16 protein-coding genes are annotated in these 18,223 nt (G+C 40.8%); 9 read left to right on the top strand and 7 right to left on the bottom strand.

The window, feature by feature from the left end; translation table 11 throughout:
* Positions 1-31 precede the first annotated feature (31 nt).
* From hemC to A379_RS06665, 4 genes are all read left to right on the top strand, one after another.
* Entirely contained in the window at positions 32-976 is a 945-nt protein-coding gene (hemC, locus tag A379_RS06680) for a hydroxymethylbilane synthase (protein WP_081696362.1), read from the top strand.
* A gap of 30 nt (positions 977-1,006) precedes the next feature.
* Entirely contained in the window at positions 1,007-1,777 is a 771-nt protein-coding gene (locus tag A379_RS06675) for a uroporphyrinogen-III synthase (RefSeq protein WP_040727005.1), read from the top strand.
* A gap of 95 nt (positions 1,778-1,872) precedes the next feature.
* Entirely contained in the window at positions 1,873-3,360 is a 1,488-nt protein-coding gene (locus tag A379_RS06670) for a hypothetical protein (RefSeq protein WP_040727004.1), read from the top strand.
* Positions 3,361-3,399: 39 nt separating this feature from the next.
* The gene (locus tag A379_RS06665) at positions 3,400-4,575 is read left to right on the top strand and encodes a heme biosynthesis HemY N-terminal domain-containing protein (protein ID WP_040727002.1); all 1,176 of its coding nucleotides are present in this window, start codon (positions 3,400-3,402) and stop codon (positions 4,573-4,575) included.
* Between the two features lie 237 nt (positions 4,576-4,812).
* On the opposite strand, the gene A379_RS06660 is transcribed toward A379_RS06665, so the two are convergent.
* The 3 genes from A379_RS06660 to xthA form a co-directional block, all read right to left on the bottom strand.
* Complete coding sequence (locus tag A379_RS06660; RefSeq protein ID WP_040727000.1) at positions 4,813-6,168, bottom strand: diguanylate cyclase domain-containing protein; 1,356 nt, start codon at positions 6,166-6,168, stop codon at positions 4,813-4,815.
* A gap of 149 nt (positions 6,169-6,317) precedes the next feature.
* Complete coding sequence (locus A379_RS06655) at positions 6,318-7,004, bottom strand: FAD-binding oxidoreductase (RefSeq protein ID WP_040726997.1); 687 nt, start codon at positions 7,002-7,004, stop codon at positions 6,318-6,320.
* 51 nt (positions 7,005-7,055) lie between these two features.
* Positions 7,056-7,877, bottom strand: a complete 822-nt coding sequence (gene xthA / locus A379_RS06650; RefSeq protein WP_040726995.1) for an exodeoxyribonuclease III — start codon at positions 7,875-7,877, stop codon at positions 7,056-7,058.
* A 245-nt stretch (positions 7,878-8,122) separates the two neighbouring features.
* Here xthA and purU point away from each other — a divergent pair, with 245 nt between their 5' ends.
* Complete coding sequence (gene purU / locus A379_RS06645; RefSeq protein WP_040726994.1) at positions 8,123-8,980, top strand: formyltetrahydrofolate deformylase; 858 nt, start codon at positions 8,123-8,125, stop codon at positions 8,978-8,980.
* Between the two features lie 93 nt (positions 8,981-9,073).
* Here the strand turns inward: purU and A379_RS06640 are convergent, their stop codons facing one another.
* Both A379_RS06640 and msrB read right to left on the bottom strand, forming a co-directional pair.
* Positions 9,074-11,290: a tRNA(Met) cytidine acetyltransferase TmcA gene (locus tag A379_RS06640; protein WP_040726993.1), complete on the bottom strand. Its 2,217-nt coding sequence runs from the start codon at positions 11,288-11,290 to the stop codon at positions 9,074-9,076.
* A 96-nt stretch (positions 11,291-11,386) separates the two neighbouring features.
* Complete coding sequence (gene msrB / locus A379_RS06635) at positions 11,387-11,821, bottom strand: peptide-methionine (R)-S-oxide reductase MsrB (protein ID WP_051145056.1); 435 nt, start codon at positions 11,819-11,821, stop codon at positions 11,387-11,389.
* Between the two features lie 103 nt (positions 11,822-11,924).
* Between msrB and mnmC the strand changes: the two genes are divergently transcribed.
* The 3 genes from mnmC (at position 11,925) to A379_RS06620 (ending at position 15,320) form a co-directional block, all read left to right on the top strand.
* Positions 11,925-13,940: a bifunctional tRNA (5-methylaminomethyl-2-thiouridine)(34)-methyltransferase MnmD/FAD-dependent 5-carboxymethylaminomethyl-2-thiouridine(34) oxidoreductase MnmC gene (mnmC, locus tag A379_RS06630; RefSeq protein ID WP_040726991.1), complete on the top strand. Its 2,016-nt coding sequence runs from the start codon at positions 11,925-11,927 to the stop codon at positions 13,938-13,940.
* Between the two features lie 247 nt (positions 13,941-14,187).
* Entirely contained in the window at positions 14,188-15,063 is an 876-nt protein-coding gene (locus A379_RS06625; RefSeq protein WP_040726988.1) for a hypothetical protein, read from the top strand.
* A gap of 23 nt (positions 15,064-15,086) precedes the next feature.
* The gene (locus A379_RS06620) at positions 15,087-15,320 is read left to right on the top strand and encodes a hypothetical protein (RefSeq protein ID WP_040726986.1); all 234 of its coding nucleotides are present in this window, start codon (positions 15,087-15,089) and stop codon (positions 15,318-15,320) included.
* A 100-nt stretch (positions 15,321-15,420) separates the two neighbouring features.
* Here A379_RS06620 and bla read toward each other — a convergent pair whose 3' ends face one another.
* Entirely contained in the window at positions 15,421-16,323 is a 903-nt protein-coding gene (bla, locus tag A379_RS06615) for a class A beta-lactamase (protein WP_051145055.1), read from the bottom strand.
* A gap of 5 nt (positions 16,324-16,328) precedes the next feature.
* Complete coding sequence (thiD, locus tag A379_RS06610; RefSeq protein ID WP_040726985.1) at positions 16,329-17,222, bottom strand: bifunctional hydroxymethylpyrimidine kinase/phosphomethylpyrimidine kinase; 894 nt, start codon at positions 17,220-17,222, stop codon at positions 16,329-16,331.
* Between the two features lie 158 nt (positions 17,223-17,380).
* Between thiD and A379_RS06605 the strand changes: the two genes are divergently transcribed.
* Positions 17,381-18,136 carry a molybdopterin-binding protein gene (locus A379_RS06605; protein ID WP_040726983.1) on the top strand — a complete coding sequence of 252 codons (756 nt, stop codon included), beginning with the start codon at positions 17,381-17,383 and terminating at the stop codon, positions 18,134-18,136.
* Positions 18,137-18,223: the final 87 nt, after the last annotated feature.

Here is an 18,223-nt window from a genome sequence, read left to right as displayed (position 1 = left end):
GATTTTCTCTAAGCAGTGAATGGAAGCCGTTATGAAAAAAACCTTAAGAATTGCCACTCGTAAAAGTCCTTTAGCTATGTGGCAAGCTGAATTTGTTAAAGCCGAATTAGAAAAAGCGCACCCAGGCCTGGAAATTATATTGTTACCAATGTCCACAAAAGGTGACAAAATTTTAGATGTGCCTTTAGCTAAAATCGGTGGTAAAGGTTTATTCACCAAAGAACTTGAAGATCGCATGATGGATGGTGATGCGGATATTGCTGTGCATTCAATGAAAGACGTGCCAATGGAACTGCCTGAAGGTTTTGCTTTGGGTGCTATTTTAGAGCGTCATGCACCAACCGATGCCTTTGTTTCGAATAAATATGAAACCTTTGATTCTTTACCGCAAGGCGCTATTTTAGGGACTTCAAGTTTACGTCGTAAAGCGCAACTTATGGCCATTAGACCAGATTTAGATGTCCGCGATTTGCGTGGTAATGTGGGGACTCGTTTAGGAAAATTAGACGCAGGTGAATATGATGCCATCGTTTTGGCCACTTCTGGGCTAATGCGGTTAGAGTTAGATGAACGTATTCGCCATGAACTCGCGCCTGAGGTTTGTTTGCCAGCGGTAACTCAAGGAACCTTAGGTATCGAGTATTTTGAAAAAGACAATGAAACCTTAGATATTATTAAAGTGTTAAATCACACAGAAACCGAAATTCGCACCACGGCGGAACGTGCAATGAACCATCGCTTAGAAGGCGGTTGTCAGGTTCCAATTGGGGTGTTTGCTGAATTAGATGGTGATAAGATTAGTATGCGTGGTTTAGTAGGAGCTTTAGATGGCTCACAAATTTTAAAAGCCGACATTCAAGGTTCTGCAGCGGATGCAAAAGCTTTGGGTGTAACTTTAGCTGAAAAGTTGCTTGATCAAGGCGCTAAAGCGATTTTGGATGAAGTGTACGCCAATGATAACCATCACAAAGGTTAGTGTTATCTGATGCGATTTAAGGGGTTATAAGTGCACTCTTTTACCTTGCTCAATACCAGGCCTGCTCATCAAGCAACAGAGTTAAATGATTTAGTGGTTGAGTCAGGTGGTAAGGTAATCTCGTGTCCAACGATTGAAGTTGAATGGCGAGCACTATTGGTTACGGATGTTAAAAAGGTTGGCGATTTTGATAAGCTAATTTTTACCAGTGCCAATGCGATTGAAGGTTGGGTTAGGTGGTTTAATCAGCAGAATAACCAATCTGAATTGTCAGGTTTAACATGCTATGCAATTGGTAAAGCAACAAAAATTAAAGGTCTAGAATTAGGCTTAAATATTGTGACATTGTCAGATACTCAGTTTGATAGTGAGCATTTTTTAGCCCACCCAACGATGCACGAAGTGAAAGGCTTGGCTATTGGATTGGTCAAAGGGATAGGTGGTCGAACACTTATTGAGAATACCTTAACTGAACGAGGTGCCGTCGTTTCTCAATTAAATGTTTACCAGAGAAAGACGATTCCTTTTTGTAAGCAGGCCTGGCAATGTTTTATAGCCTCACCTAATCCAATTCTATTGATAACCAGTATTGAAAGCTGGCAGAATTTACTCAAAGGTTTGAGTGATGAATTGAATGATTCAGTGGCAGTAATCGATTCTGTCAATCAGGTGTATGGTTTTGTGGTGATGAGCCAAAGAATTGCAGATGAGGTTTTGAAGTTAGGTTGTTCTACGGCTATTAAAGTGGTTACAACGCAAAGTAATCAAGGTATTGTTAAGACAATACAGCAATATGTTTAATTTTCTGTTAAAGAAGCCTTTTACAGAGGCTACCTTTAGATAGATAAAGAGCGATAGATAAAAAGCGTGTTAAAACGTTTTATTTAGGTGAAAAGATGTCTAAACGTATAAAACCAAATGCAGAACATCGTATTGTCGATGGTGAGATCATCAGTGGTAGTATTGATGAGAAAATAGAGCGTGGTAAAGCCTATTCTCAAGAAAAACAGCAGAAGATGAATTCTGGTGATGACTCCCTGTTAAATGACGACGATGTTAATATTATTGGTGATGGAATTGATCCACAAGCACCTATCTCTGAGGGTATTGATTTGAAAGAAGACACTAAAGACTTACCTAAATCGAGCAAGTTTTTTACTAAATACCGAGGTTATGTTCTTTGGCTGTTACTGTTTTTAATGGTTGCTGCCGTGCTGTTTTTTACACGCCCAAATATGGACTGGCAAGTTCAAAAAATCAATGACCTGCAATCTGAACTGGCACAGTTAAAACAAGATAATATTGATTTAAATCTTCGTATTCAAAAGCAAGAAACAGATGTAGAACAGCTCATCAATGCACAGATTGCTAAAGCGGTTGCCGATTTGTCTTTAGAATCAAAAGAGAGCAGCTCATCCTCAATTAGTCAAACGGATTTAAGCGCCTTGGAACAACAAGTTCAGCAACAAATTGCGCTTCTTCAAGAAAAACTCACTTCTCTATCGGGCAATGCTGCCAGTCAGGCAAGTCAGGCGTTGTCGCAGCTGAATGAAATGGCCAATGATGCCCAGGATAATTTAGAGCCAACCCACGAGCAAATTGAAGCACTTAAGAACATTGAGGCTAAACTACAGGCGAAAATTAATGGCTTTGGCGATAAGCTGAAAGAGTTATTTGCGTTTAAATCGGAACAAGAAGTGTTAATCAAACAACCTCCGTTATTAAAGCTTGATATGCCATTGGATAGCTTACAAATTCAACAATGGATTGTGGAGGTGAATACACAGTGGATATTAAATGGCCGTACCGATGAGACAACGCAACAACTGCTAGCGCTTGAACAAGCGGTCAGCTTGAGTGATTTTAAGTACACAACCCAACTTGCTAGATTGATTGGCCAAGATTTAGGTTATTTAAAACAGCTAGAAGACGCACAACTCAATAATCCGTTGCCTGATACAAACGCTCTTAAAGCAGCCATAAATGGTTTAACCGCAGACAAAATTGCCCAAATCGATTCAGCTAATATAAATGCAAAACCTGAGCCAGAAGGGCTAAATGCACTATTAGAACGTTTTAGCCAAATGATTACGGTAAAAAAACGTTCTGATGATGACGCAACTGATGTGGACGGTTTACTAATGAATGACGTACTGAACCAACGACTCGCACTCTTAGTCAACCGTTTAGATTGGGGGTTGCAAACCCAGTCGGTTAAAGCGGTTAAACAGTCAAGCAATGATATCAAACTCTTTATTCAGCGCCATTACGCCAAAGAATTTTCAGAGTTTAATCTGTTATTAGAGCCATTTGAGAATATCGAATTTGCAAGCAAAAGAACCTTATCCATTATGCAGTTGGACGAAGCCATTGAAAAACAATAAACCGTTTGGCTTCATCTTAAATAGAGAGCATTACCCATTATGAGACTCATCGTCATTTTAGCATTTGTGTTTTTGTTTACGACCAGTTTGGCAACGATGCTTTTATATGATAACGGACAAGTTGCTATGGTTTGGGGTGACTGGGTTGTTGAGACCAGTGTTAGCTTCTTAATAGCCGCTATTTTGATTGGTTTTGTGGCTGCTTATGGCGTGATTAGGCTCATGCTGAATATTTGGCATTTACCGATGTTCTGGAAGCGACGACGTAGAATACGCCAATACAGTAAAGCTGAAACAGCCATGGCCAAAGGAATGATTGCACTTGAATATGGTGATTGGCATAAAGCCGAAAAACAGTTGATTAAAAGTGCCAAAAACAGTGAGGCAGGCCTGGTTCATTATTTAAGTGCGGCCAAGATGGCGCATAATCAACAGGCTTATGAGCGCCGTGATCAATACTTGTCACAGGCAAGAGATATTTATCCAGAAGAATATATCACTATAGGTTTGGTTGAGGCGAGATTGCTGTCTGAAGATAAGCCAGAAATGGCTTTGGCCATTTTACAGACATTACATGAGCAGCAGCCTAAAAATCCAACGATCCTGTCAGAATACGCAGTAGGACTGCGCAAGTTGGGTTATTGGGAAACCTTGGCGGATATTTTGCCTTTAATTAAGAGTACCCGTGCATTAGATAGTGCGGCTTATTTTGCGTTAGAACAAAGTTATTGGGCAGGTAAGCTTGCCTCAGCGAGTGATGAAATTGAGCTGGATACGATTTGGAAATCTTTAACAAAAAAACAACACCTATCAGCGGAATTATTAGCTGAATATGCAGAGCAGAGAATGGGTTGGGGGCAAGAGGTAACATTAGAGTCTTTACTTGAAAAAGCCATTAATAAGCAATGGAATGATCGTTTAGTGTACCAGTATGGACGATTGAGCTTAGGCCCCGCTTTTGAGCGCTTAAAAGTGGCGGAAAAGTGGCGTTCAGCGCAAGGGGATAATAATCCAATACTGTTATTAACCCTTGGTCGATTAGCCTGTAAAAGTCAATTATGGGGTTTAGGGCAGAGCTATTTAAAACAGAGTTTACAGCTGCGTGCAGAGGTTGAAACCTTTCATGCGCTTGCTCAATGCTATGAGGCCGAAGGTAAAGATAACCAAGCAGCGCTCACCTATAAAGAAGCGATATTACAGCTAGAAAATAAATAACTTACCAGACTAACGGGAAAGCTTAGATTTGCTTCCCCATTTTTTATCGCTAATGTCAAAAATGCTCTATTTACCAGGCCTGGTAGAATCCATGTTATCTTCTTAACCAAGTTATATAGAATGAAATGACCAGAGTATAAAAACCAACCTTAATAATCTTATAGGGTTGGTTTGCATTGATTCTTGCTAGAAATGACTATTCATCTTAGAAAGATTCAGCCTAAGAAGACAGATTGTCTAGCCATTATCGGTAAGGGGAGGGTAACGTCCGACTTGCTCTTCAGATTCTCTCATAGAGGCAACTGCTGCTTTAAGAAGATCCTTAGCCGTTGAGTCATCACCTTGGTAGGTTGAGTGGCCCATTTGAATGGTAAATTCGTATTCTGGACGGGCGATAGAGCGTTGGATGTCAGCAGGGATTTCACTGTTAATGAGTCGGTGATAAATATCTTTTTTGACAACCTCAGCGCCTGCCTCGTCTGTCTCAGGGGCTACGATGGCAAAAATATGCTCTTCTAAACGGAATGCCATATCGGTTTCACGGGTATCGTTGTGAAGAATTTGACCAAATACCATGTATTTAGAACCTGGCTCTTCTGCTTCAATGTTCTTAGCGGTGGCGTTCAGTATTTTAACGCTTACGAGTTTAATGAGCAGTAACGAGAAAGGGTGTTGGTAGCGATGGCTTCTAAAAAGCTCATAGCGAATTACTTCGTTAAAGCGCTCTTTATGAAATAAACCTGTCTCATGTTCAGTGACCACTAAAGCATCTAATTTGTCATAGATTCCATGTATTGTTTGAATATGTTGAGAAATGCTTTCATCAATTTGATCTATTTCAACCATCATTTGAGGCGTTCTTTGCCAGTCAATGTGTTGTTCGTGGCTACTTAATCGAAGGCGTTTTACACGTTCATTTAAGCCCGCTAGAGGAACCAATAAATTGGTTTGTATCAATTTGTTGGTAATCACTGTGGCAACCGCGATAAAGATCAAGAGAAAGGCTAGAAAAAACCCAATTGTTGAAGTAGCAGAAATTTGGTTTATCGACATGGGCACTTGTAATACCATTGTTCCAGCTAAAGCCCCAGCATAGATTGCACCCGTTTTAACTTCTTGTGAGTGGCATACCAAGCATTGGTTTTGAAACTTAATAGGAATAGCTGCGTTGATGGTACTGTTGAGAATATTTGTTTCAACAATGAGGCGCTCGTTACGTTGTACGTCTTCTATTAAACGTTTAAAGGTGGCTGTTGTTGGTGTCGATGGGTCAACAATGTCATCTTCATCAGGGTCTAAAAATTGCGGCGCTTTTTGAAGAAATAGAGCGGCACCAGGCATTCTTTCACGCAATTGTTGATAAACTTTATCAATATTATAAGGCTGCCAGCCCGTATTTAGATGCTCGTTAACAGAGTCGTAACTCTCTTTTTCTAGGGTCTCTATGTCTGAGTTTATGGTGTGATTAAGTGCAAAATAGGCGGGGATACCTGTGAGCGGTAAACTAATTGCAAAAGCAACAGCAATTGCAATAAATAGCTGGTTTAGAAGTACAGATTTAAATGTGTATTGTTTAAAGTTTACTTTTGCCATGATCGTCTTTTAGTTTTTTCACCTTTGCATTATAGACTAGCCCGTAGCGGGAAATTTATCTATTGGTAATCAATAAATTAATAAGGGTATTAACGTATTCTTGAGGTCTAAAATCATAGCAAGCCTATTTTAAAACGGCCTGAATTTATTTAGTGAATTAACTTGTTTTCATGCAGCCCAACGGCAAGAAAAGCTTCTTTAGCAGTTTGAATCATTGGCCATGGGCCGCACATATAAAGTGTGGTTTTATCTAAAGAAGGATGGTCTTTTAAGACCGTATTGTGAACGAGCCCAGTTTGACCTTGCCATCCTTCGGTATTGTCTGAAATAACGGGAATGTAATCAATATTGCCATGTTTTTGGACTAAATCAACCATCCATTCGTGCATGTAAAGTTCATCAGGGGAACGTGCGCCCCAGTAAAAAGTGATTGGCACTGCAACATGTTGACGTAAAGCTTCTACTAATAAAGCACGCATGGGTGCAAACCCAGTACCGCCAGCCACAAAAATAATCGCTTCATGGGCTGGGTGCAGGCTCATTTGTGCCTTAGGACCCTGCATAACCAGTGTGTCACCCGCCGAAACAGAACACAGTTTTTCCATCCAATCATTATTAAGCTGATTACGAATATGGCATTCAATCAATCCGTCTTCACGTGGAGCATCTGCAATTGAGAAAGGTTTGAGCTCTTCTGTATCAAACCCGAGCATAATGTAATCACCAGATGTGTATTGAATAGGATGTTCAGGCTTTAGTAAAAGTTGAATAATTTGCGGTGCAAGTTGATTCGTTTGCACGACTTTTAATACATGGGTGTTTTCAAGTGAAGACATGGGGTTTCCAAAAGTTGTATTTTGAGAAGCTTTTTATTTAAAAGTCTCAATTTAAAATTTAAATTCAGTCCAAACGGGTGCATGGTCAGAAGGTTTTTCCATAGCACGAACCTCATAACTAACACGGCTATCAACCGCTTTCTCATTAAGAGAAGGTGTCGCAAGAACGGTATCAATTCGTAGACCTCTTCTTGGTTCTCTATCAAAGCCTTTTGAGCGATAATCAAACCAGCTAAAAACATCATCCTTTTCTGGGTGCACGGTTCTAAATGTATCAACCAATCCCCAGTTTAAAAGCGTTTGCCACCATTCGCGCTCTTCTGGTAAAAAGCTGGTTTTACCATCACGCAACCAACGTTTTCGATTCGGTTCACCAATACCAATGTCTAAATCGGTTGGTGAAATATTAAAATCACCAATTACCGCTAAATGCTGATTTGGATCACACTCTTCATGTAAATAGCTCATTAAATCCTGATAAAACTTCTCTTTAGCAGGAAATTTAACAGGATGGTCACGACTTTCTCCCTGGGGGAAATAGCCATTCACGACCCTTACGGTTTCACCATTTTCAAGTTTAAAATCACCAATAACCATTCGTTTTTGAGCGGTTTCATCGTCGGTTTTCCAGCCGAGTTGTGAGTCAACAAGTTCAATGCCTTTACGGTAAAGCAGTGCCACACCATAGTGAGTTTTTTGCCCAGCAAAAATAGCGTTGTAACCCATGGCTTCAATATCCGCCATTGGAAACTCATGATCTTGTACCTTGGTTTCTTGTAAACCAATAATATCGGGTGAAATTTGCTCGGTCAGTGCTTGAAGTTGGTGCAGGCGTAAGCGCACGCTGTTGGTATTAAATGAGACGATTTTCATAAAATGAAGAACCTTGGTATAAAGAGTTTAATGTATTTCAATACGGTGTAAATACCGCTTTAATAGGATTATGAAATTATAACGAATTTGAACAGTGTAAACGGAAGAGAATCTTTATAAATATCGATGTTGCAGTGGTTTTTTATCTATATCATCTCAATAATAGATAGATACTTTTTATTTAAACAGTTTGGTATTATTAGTCACAGTCTTAATCAAATGAATATTTAAGGAATTCAAGCAGTATGAGTCATGTATATCGGTTAGTTATTTCGTGTCCTGATCAAGTTGGGATTGTTGCCAAAGTTGCGGAATATATTGCCCAGCAGGGCGGTTCAATTGTAGAAGCCAATCACCATACAGATGCAAATAATGGCTGGTTCTTTATGCGCCATGAGATTCGAGCTAGCTCGTTAAAGGTCTCGCTCAATGAGTTTGAAGCGGGTTTTCAAACCGTGGCAAATGAATTTGAGATGGAGTGGTATATCTCTGATTCAAACAAACCTAAAAAGATTGCCTTATTTGCTTCCAAAGAGTCACACTGTTTAGCGGATTTACTGCATAGATGGCATGAGAGTGAACTCCCAGGGGAGGTGGTTTGTGTCATCGCTAATCACGATGATTTGCGCTCAATGGTTGAATGGTACAAAGTTCCCTTTCACCATGTACCAGTGACCCCAGACACTAAGCCACAAGCCTTTGCAGAAACAGAAGCCCTAGTTCAACAATATGGTGCGGACATGATTGTGCTGGCACGTTATATGCAAATTTTACCACCACAAATGTGTGCCGATTATGCGGGTCAGGTTATTAATATTCACCACAGCTTTTTACCGTCATTTGTGGGTGCAAAACCCTACCATCAAGCGAATGAACGTGGGGTTAAGTTGATTGGTGCGACTTGTCACTACGTGACCCAAGATTTAGATGAAGGGCCAATTATTGAACAAGACGTGATTCGTATTAGCCACTCACAAACCATTGATGATATGAAACGTTTAGGACGTGACGTAGAAAAAACGGTATTGGCTCGTGGTTTACGTTACCACTTAGAAGACCGAGTGTTAATTCACGGCAATAAAACAGTGGTATTTGACGCCTAAAGCTTGAGAGAGCTTACGAGTTACCAGGCCTGGTAACTTGGCAGGGAAGGCTTTAAGGATGAGAACCGATGTAGATGAATGACATCGGTTTTTTTATAAATGGCGTTTAAAAGGAACGGTCGGTGATGAGGTTATCCAATCATTAATCGTATTTTTTAGCTTGTCTTCAACGCCTTTTCGACCAGCCAAATGGTGTTGGTGAGCCACGTCTTGCCAACTCTGTTTCTTAAGGATTTTGTCGCACCAGATGGCTTGTTCAGTCGTTGAAGATTGCTGTACCTTAGCGGCACACTGTAAGCTCCATTCCCATAATTTATGGCTAATTGATTCATAAGGTCTTGAGCCATTTTGGTAATGAGCCAGCGCTTTTTCACACCCCAGGTTTCGTTTCTTAAAACGGAAAGTTTGCACGATTGGCCAAACTTGTGTGGCAGGTAAGTGGGGTAGCGATTCGAGCAATAGATGTGGGAACTGTTCTTGAAAACGATTCTGAACAAGTGAAAGCGCTTGCCTTGCCATCGCGGTTAGCGGTTTGGCAACCACCAAATTATGAGAGCCGCTGGCTTTATCTCGTTTAACGCCTACGTGAAGCGGCCAGAATTGTTGTTCAAACCAAAATGGTAATAATTCATCACTCGAGCCAAAACTACTGCTGAGATAGTCAATTCGATTCAAAATGGCGGTACGTTCAATATGCTCTATTAGCTGTTTACCCATACCCCTGCGTTGGCATTTTGGATGTACAGCGATACGCATAATACGCAGGGTAGAAAGCATTAAAAAGTCTTTTTGAGCATAGTGTTTTGTGAGTAATTGAGGTACTAAATGACCGTGAACTCTATTAACTCCTGGATTGATTTTACCCTCTTCAATGCATAATACTGCTCCAAGTATTTCGGTCAGTTGATTGTTAGCCCTGCTAGCGGCAAAGATTTTGATATTGGGGGCATTTAAGAGTTGCTGAAGATCATTTGGACTGGTTTGATAATGTGCTTGAACGAGTAAGCCAAACAGAGAACGCATTAAATCGGGGTTTTCAAGAAGTTGCTGAGCACTAACTTGTTCATAGATGAGCTTGTCAGTATTTAGCTTTTCAGCCATTTCTTCTTCAATGGTTGTGATTTCAGCATCAAGCAGTAAGGCGTCATTCATCGCTTCTTCTAAAGGGTCGTTTGCTGCCCACCTAATGGGTTGAAGCAAACAACAGCTTTTCCAGTCGGGCGTATGCACGTTTAATTGTTTTTTAAAGCGGAGTTCAAAGCCCCTGCCAGAACCTTCGTAGCCATGTGATGTGGTCGCAAAAACCATTCTATGATGGCGCAGTAAGAGTTCGATTAATACGGGGGTGGGTAAGTGTGCGGCTTCATCTACAAACAGCAGATCTGCCGAACTTGGGTTAAGGATTAACGCATCTGGTGCAAAAAATTGAATACTTTTGAGTTGATTTTGGTAATTAAATTCTACCAGGCCTGGTTTGTTGGTCACAATCTCAAGCTCAACACCCTCTTTAACTAAAATCTCAAGTGATTGAATGGCGTGTTTAAAGGCTGCTTTTGCTTGATCAAGACGATTCGCCGTAATTGCAATCTGTGTTTTACCCTTAACTAAACACTCGACGGCCGCCATGCCTAACACACTGCTTTTACCTCGGCCTCTATCTGCGGTAATCACTAATGGACGTTTACGGTGACCAAATGCCACATTTTGAATACTTTTAATTGCCTCTTGTTGATCATGGGTTGGCAGCTCAATGACGGTTTTTTCAGTCGTATTGTCTTGTGAATCACAAAAAACAGGTTGAGGATGATTCTCTTCAAGCCAGATGGCATTGCTCTGTTGCCAGCGAGCAATTAGATGGTGTGTAAAACCTGAGTTTGCTTGCTCAATCGTAAGTGGTGTATTTAAAAATCGACTGTTTTCAGGGTTAACGAGATTTTTCCATTCATCAACATCAGGGGTGAGTAAAATTAACAGACCACCTGCTTTAATCATCCCTGAAACAATGCCTAAAGAATCGGCACTCATGCCTTGTTTTACATCAATAACCGCACCTGATATCTCTTGCCCTAGGAAGTAAGGTAGGCGCTTAGCCTCAATAAACTCATAATTCAAATCAGAAAATGGATGAGGAATCTTCGACTGTGAATCGTATGCAACCTCGACTTTTGAAGAGACCCAAAAAACGCATTCATCACTTTGATAAAGTGCCTCTAATTGGTTTTTTTGCCACGACTCAGAACCGCTTAATATAACCAGTTGTCGGTGCATTTGCTTGTGTAACTGTTTTCGTAAAGAAATTAAATCAGACATGAATAAGTTTTTATTATGGTTAATGATTAAAGTGAGTCGTACTCATTGATTCTATAGTAAAAATAGAGGTAAAGTTTCCATAATGTTTACTATTATTTAAGTCGCTTTAAACTCTAAACTGGCCGAGTTAATGCAAAAACGCAAGCCTGTTGGTTGCGGACCATCGGTAAATACATGGCCTAAATGACTATGACAAGCGGCACATAACACCTCGGTTCTGGTCATGCCGTGTGAGTTATCAATGCGTTCTAAAACGGCTTCTTTATTGATAGGTTGCCAATAACTCGGCCAACCTGAACCCGAATCGTATTTTTCGGTTGACGAAAACAGCGGGGCGTTACAGCAAGCACAAGAATAAATGCCAGGTGTTTTTAAATCCCAATATTTACCTGTAAAGGCTCTTTCAGTACCGCCGCAACGGCATACTTCATACTGTTCAGGAGTCAGTTTTTCTTTCCAAAAGTCATCATTAGAATCTTGTATTTTAGGTTCTGTTTTTGATGCAGTTTTTGCTAAATCATCTTCTATCATAGAACACTCCAGTCACGCGTATAATAGCGGTATTTATTGATTTACACTCTTAAACTCGGTCTAAAAAACTTAAACTACTAAATACCTTAAACTACTAAATATTATGTCATCCACTAAAAAGCCATCTCATAAACTCACTTTAGCACAAGTTAGCTGGACAAATGAAGCGGTTCCTAAATCGGAACAGTTTGACGATTTTTATTTTTCAACCGATGGCGGTATGGCTGAAGTTGAACATACCTTTATCTTACCCAATGCGCTTCCGCAACGTTTTGCAACGCTGCCAGAAAACGGTGAGTTTAGGATTGCGGAAACAGGCTTTGGTTCAGGCTTAAACTTTTTAATGGTTTGCGAGCTGTGGTTAAAAACCGCCCCAAAAACCGCTACCTTACACTTTATTTCATTTGAAAAATATCCTTTACATATTGAGGATTTAAGCAAAGCACATTTGGCTTTACCAGGCCTGGTAGATGAGGCTAAAGCCTTGCAAAAAGCCTACCCATTTTTACTGCCTGGCTGGCATGATGTATGGCTGTTTGATAAACAAGTGCGTTTAACCCTATGGTTTGGCGATGTTTTGAAAGGATTGCCCGAGTGTGATGCCTCTGAGGGTTCAAAAGTGGATGCTTGGTTTTTAGATGGTTTTGCCCCAGCTAAAAATCCTGATATGTGGCAACCTGGCTTGTACCAACAAATGGCAAGATTGAGTCACTTGGAGACCACTTTCGCTACCTTTACCGCAGCAGGTGATGTACGTCGTGCGCTTGACAAAACGGGCTTTGAGGTTAAAAAGGCCTCAGGTTATGGAAAAAAGCGCGAAATCTGTTTTGGTCAGCTTGCCCAAGAACGCCCCTACAGTTTAAAAGCGCCGTGGTTTAGTCGCCCAGAGCCCGTTGTAAAACAAACTGGCAAGGCAATCGTGATTGGTGCAGGTTTAGCGGGTGGTGCTGTCGCAAACCAACTGGCTCAAGCAGGTTGGTGCGTCACGGTTTTAGAAGCCGAGGATGAAATTGCCACTCAAGCCTCGGGCAATTTGGCGGGGGCGGTTCACCCGCTGGTGACGGCTGATTGGAATTTAAGAAGCCAGTGGTATTTACAAGGTTTTGAAGCTACTTTGCGTGCGGTTTTGCCTTGGCTACAAGAGACAGAGAGTATCGAAAAATCACCGCTGGGTGATTTAACAGGCCTGGTACAATTGGCGGTTTCGCAAACCAGTGCACAACGTGTAGCAGAAGCATTTGAGCGTGTTGGTTTGCCGCAAGATTTTATTCAATCGCTCACCCAGCAACAAGCCACTGAGCTGATTGGTACTCAAGCGTCCACCTCTGGTGTTTTGTTTCCATTAGGGGGTTGGCTCTATCCTAAAGCGGTGATTGAACGCTGTTTTGATTATGATAATGTCGATGTGCAAACAGCTCAAAAAGTCACAGAAATTGCACAGTTAGCGGATTTGACGTGGCAAGTGACAACATCCAACCAACAGCTAAAAGCGGACATTGTGATTGTTGCCACGGGCAGTTTAGATAATGATTTAAACCAAAAATTAGGCTTACCCATTCGCCCAGTAAAAGGTCAAGTAAGCCATCTTCAGGCTTCACAGCAAAAACAAGCCTTAAAAATCGCCGTGACCCATGAAGGTTATTCAACCGCTTGTGGAAATGGTAATGCGGTGACAGGGGCAACGTTTGAAGCGCCCGATATGAGTGAAACCCTTTGCATAGAAAGCCACCAAGTTAATCTTGATATGACTAAAAATGCTTTGCCAGATTGGTTAGATGTTGAGGCTAAAGAACTGAGTGGTCGTATTGCATTTAGGCCAACCACGCCAGATCATTTGCCTATTATTGGAGCCATTGCCGATATTGATTGGTTGCAAGAAGCGTATCTGTCACAATCTCATACGCATGCGGTGTATCGTTACCCTAAACAAAAATATCAACCAGGCCTGTATGTTTCAAATGGTCATGGGCCAAGAGGGTTGATGTCGGTATTTCTTGCAGCAGAAAGTTTAATGGCGGATATTTCAGGTAAAGCACTGCCCCAGCCCCTAAATTTATATTATGCGAGCCATCCTGCGCGTTTTCAAATACGTCACTGGCGCAGTGCAGGTAAAAGTTAAAGGTGTGCAAAAAATAGATAGGAAACAGCTGTTGTTACTATTTCTTTTATGTGTGCTAAAACGTAAAATAACCCGTACAATTAAATGGTTAAACCTCCATGGTAAGAGAGAATCGAGTATGATGTTTAAACGTGGTGTCCAATCACAAGTTTAGAGGTGTTAAGTCGCTTTCTTAAACAATAAAACACAGAACGATTGGGCGTTTTAATATGCCTTTTTTGTGAAATTGGTAAAGTAAGGAGACTGGGTGTTATCCAGTAAAACAGACAAGTCGGATTTAGAGCGAGCGAATACTAGAGACGTTCTGCAAATTTTTACAGGCTCTTTTAACGCTTGGTTTTTTGCGTTGTTATTTTGTGCATTATTCATGCTTCAGTCGAATTTTAACCGAGCGTTCGCTGACACTTCCATTCAAGAGCCTATATGGCAAAATGTTGTAAACACCTTGCCACATGCTTCAGGCATCTTTAACCGTCATTTACGCCAAACTGTGCAACAAAAGCTGGTCTTACCCAATATCACGGCTTCTTTAAGTGACTCGCTACCCGAATTAAATGCCCGCCTTCAGGTATTAGATAAAGCCTTGTTTCAATATATTCGTGTGAGTGAATCAAGTACCCGCTTTGATCAGTTAAGGCAGCTTATGCCAGCGCTTTATAATATTGAAGAGCGTAAATTGATTGAGCAATTTCTTAAAAATCAGGGAGAACCAATCCCAAGATTAAGAAATAGTCGCCTACTCGGGTTATTGGATAGACGCATTTCACGTTTAGCGAATGGCTTGGTTTTTAATATGAAAACCTTAGTGCGAGAGCGCCGAGATTATGAACCAGATTTGCTTAAAGCGATGGCGAGTAATGGGGTTGTATTTTCTGCCAGGCCTCCAGATTTTATCTTAAATTATTATTTACAACCTAATGGAAAAGATGCCAAAGGGTTGTGGACGTTTTATGCAAAAATTGAGCTATTAAACCGATATGAAATGCCGATTGTGACGGTAAATGAACAATTAACTCAATCATCGCAAACCCGTGAAACAGCGCAGGTTCAATCGGTTCATGAGCTGGCAAAGTTAGTGACAAACCAGCTAAAAGAGTTTTTAATACACTCTGTTGAAAAATAACTGTAAATTTTTAGGAAAACAGCATGAATTTGTTTGGAAAAATCAGCATCTTAATTTGGATAATTATCTTTATAGCGGCAGCGATTATGTTTGATTGGTTTGGTAGCCGAGAAATTGCTGTTAATCTTTTAGACTCGAGTCAAACGGCCGTAGAAAAGCTTTCTGAAACAGGCGACCACGTACAAGATGCCATAGAGGTCGTGAGTGAAAGCACTGAGCCAGCCCGTGAAGAGATTAGAGAAAAAGCCGCTGAATAACCGAGTTAGCTCTCTTTAACATAAGAGCAATCGTCAAATTTACCAGGCCTGGTAAATTTAAGATAAAGTCAGTTAATTTTTAAAAATCGATAAAGAGTTTTTAATGCGCTTTTTGCAAATTAAGGGCATTAAATTCGTCTTTGGTCTGTATAAAACCATATTTCTGCAAAATCCTCTCACCAATTTTAACAATCACTTTATCTCGCTCTTGTATGGATAACGTAGTTTGCGTTAGGTAAATACTTATTATCAGTGGTTGTTTTTCTTTTCCCCAAATGACTGCCGTAATACCTCTTGAACCGTTATTGCCGGCTCCCGTTCGGTCGGCAATAAAAAGGTTGCTGGGTAGGATTGAACGTAATAAAGCGTCAGATACTTGGTTATTCATCATCCAATTTTTTAATTGCTCTTTAGACGCATTAGATAGCAAGCTGCCATAAAGGAGTTTATGCAGTGTATTTACCATGCTTAAAGGTGTGGATGTATCTCTTGGGTCATTCAGAAAAGCGGTATTTAATTCAGGTTCAATTCTATCAATGCGGGTAACAGAGTCGCCATTTTGTTGTAAATACTTTGTTACCGCTGCAGGGCCGCCAATATGAGATAAAACAAGATTAATTGCCGTATTGTCGCTGTTGAGCATGGCGGCTTCACACAACTTTTCAAGTGTCATTTGTTTACCAATATACTGTTCGGTAATAGGTGACCAAGGAATCATTTTGGTTTTATCCACTAAAGCGGTTTGTTGTTTGTTTAGGATATTGTGGTCAGAATCAGCCAGCATTTTGGCGCAGGCAAGGGTTTTAAAGGTACTCATTAGCGCAAAACGTTCATTACCACGGTAACTCCAGTATTGTTGGGTTTGCGTGCTTAGTACCGCAACACCAATTTTACCGTGGCTCTGTTTTTCTATACTTATAATGGTGTTTTTAAGTGATGGTGCGGCCGCATTAGCATCGGCAAAAAAAGAAAGTAAGCCGAAAAACAGAACAATATTTTTCATCTGTATTACTCTTCCTCATCCAAAACGCTTACGGCTTTTTGTCCAAAATGATTTAAACCTCCGTGTCTGGCTTTTTTAAGGTTAACTGCTTCCTGATAGCTGGGTTGAGCATAGTCAGCGGTAGCAAGCGCATTTTGTAAATAGTTTTTTGCGAGCTTAACAGCTTCAGGTAGTGAGCGTTTAAAAGCGAGTTGGGTGGCAATGGCTGAGGAGAGGGTGCAGCCTGTTCCATGACTGTTTTGTGTGTTTATACGAGTTGCAGGAAAGGCATACAGCTCTTCCTTTACACCGTATTCAGCTTGAGTTAAGAGTAGGTAGTCGGTGGAGAGTGCTTCCGCGCTGTGTCCACCTTTTACTAAGGTGTTAGGCCAGTGATTGGCTTTGAGCTGTGCCAAGATTTCGCACAGCTCTTCTGAACGCCCCAAAAATTGACGGCTTAATAAGTGATTAAGCTCAGGAAGGTTTGGGGTTATTAAACGGCTAAGCGGCATAAGTTTTTGCAGTAAATAAGTTGTAGCGTCTTCATTTAACAAGGCTTTACCGCTGCTACTTTGAATAATGGGGTCCAGAACCACTGGTACGCCTTTGTGTATTTGCAAAAAAGCCACCACAACTTTAATTAATTCTTTATTGGCGAGCATGCCAATTTTAATGGCATCAATTTGGTAGTCGGCTTGTATGGCCTTTAGCTGGGCTTGCAACTGTTGGGCGCTGACTGGAAAAACCTGTTGAACCCCTTGGCTGTTTTGGGCGGTAATAGCGGTAATGGCGGTTAACGCATAGCCACCTAATGCGTGAATGGTTTTTAAATCGGCTTGAATACCAGCCCCAGCAGAACTGTCTGACCCTGCAATGGTTAAAATGGTTGGTAAAGGTGGTTGAGTGTTTGCTGTTGTCATAATTAAGGTGTTGGATAAAAGCCTGGTTAATGTGCTACGAGATTACTGATGTTCAATTTTAAACATGAGACAATTTGGCATATATGGAGTGAATTGAAAATTAAGATAGATTATCTTACGGTTTACAGTCAGGAATTGAAAGGGTGGGGTAAGTCACTATGCAAACAAACACATTAAAAATTGGATTATTGATTATTGGTGATGAGGTGCTATCGGGCAAACGGCAAGATAAACATTTAGCTCAGGCAAATGCGCTATTGCAGCCACGTGGTTTGTGTTTGAGTTGGGTTAAAATTGTGGGCGATGAACCCGATTTTTTAGTCAAAACGCTGCAGGAGAGTTTTGCAACCGACAACGTGGTGTTTAGTTTTGGCGGCATTGGTGCAACACCCGATGACCGAACTCGTCAAAGTGCTGCTTTGGCTTTAGGTTTGCCGATAGAGCGACATCCAGAAGCGGTAGCGGAGATTGAAGCGAAATTTGGCGACGACGCTTACCCACAGCGTATTCATATGGCTGAGTACCCTAAAGGGGCTGATATTATTCCTAATTTCTATAATCGTGTTCCAGGCTTTTCCATTCAAAATCATTATTTTATGCCTGGCTTTCCAATGATGGCAAAGCCAATGATGGAATGGGTGCTTAACCATTACTATTCCGCTTTTTACCAAAATCCAACGATTGAAAAAGGCATTAAAATATTTAACGGCCAGGAATCAGAATGGGTTGTTTTTATGGAGCAGTTTGAAAAGCAGTTTCCGCAACTTAGATTGTTTAGTTTACCGAGTATTCGTGCCGATGAATCCAGAACCATTGATTTAGGGGTTGAGGGATTAGAGCCTGATGTATTAAGAGGTTATGAGGTGATTGTTAATGAAGCAAATCACAGAAAAGCCAATTGGCAACCATTATAAATAGGTTTTAAGGGCCTTTAATGATAAAATTTATCATTTAAGTGTAAGTTTTTTAAACTATTTTAAAGTCAGCTTTGAATTCTCTGT

It is taken from the genome of Thiomicrorhabdus sp. Kp2 (genome assembly GCF_000478585.1).
Taxonomy (GTDB): Bacteria; Pseudomonadota; Gammaproteobacteria; order Thiomicrospirales; family Thiomicrospiraceae; genus Thiomicrorhabdus.
Note: the sequence above shows the minus strand (reverse complement) of the source record. Positions and strands in the feature narration are given on the sequence as shown.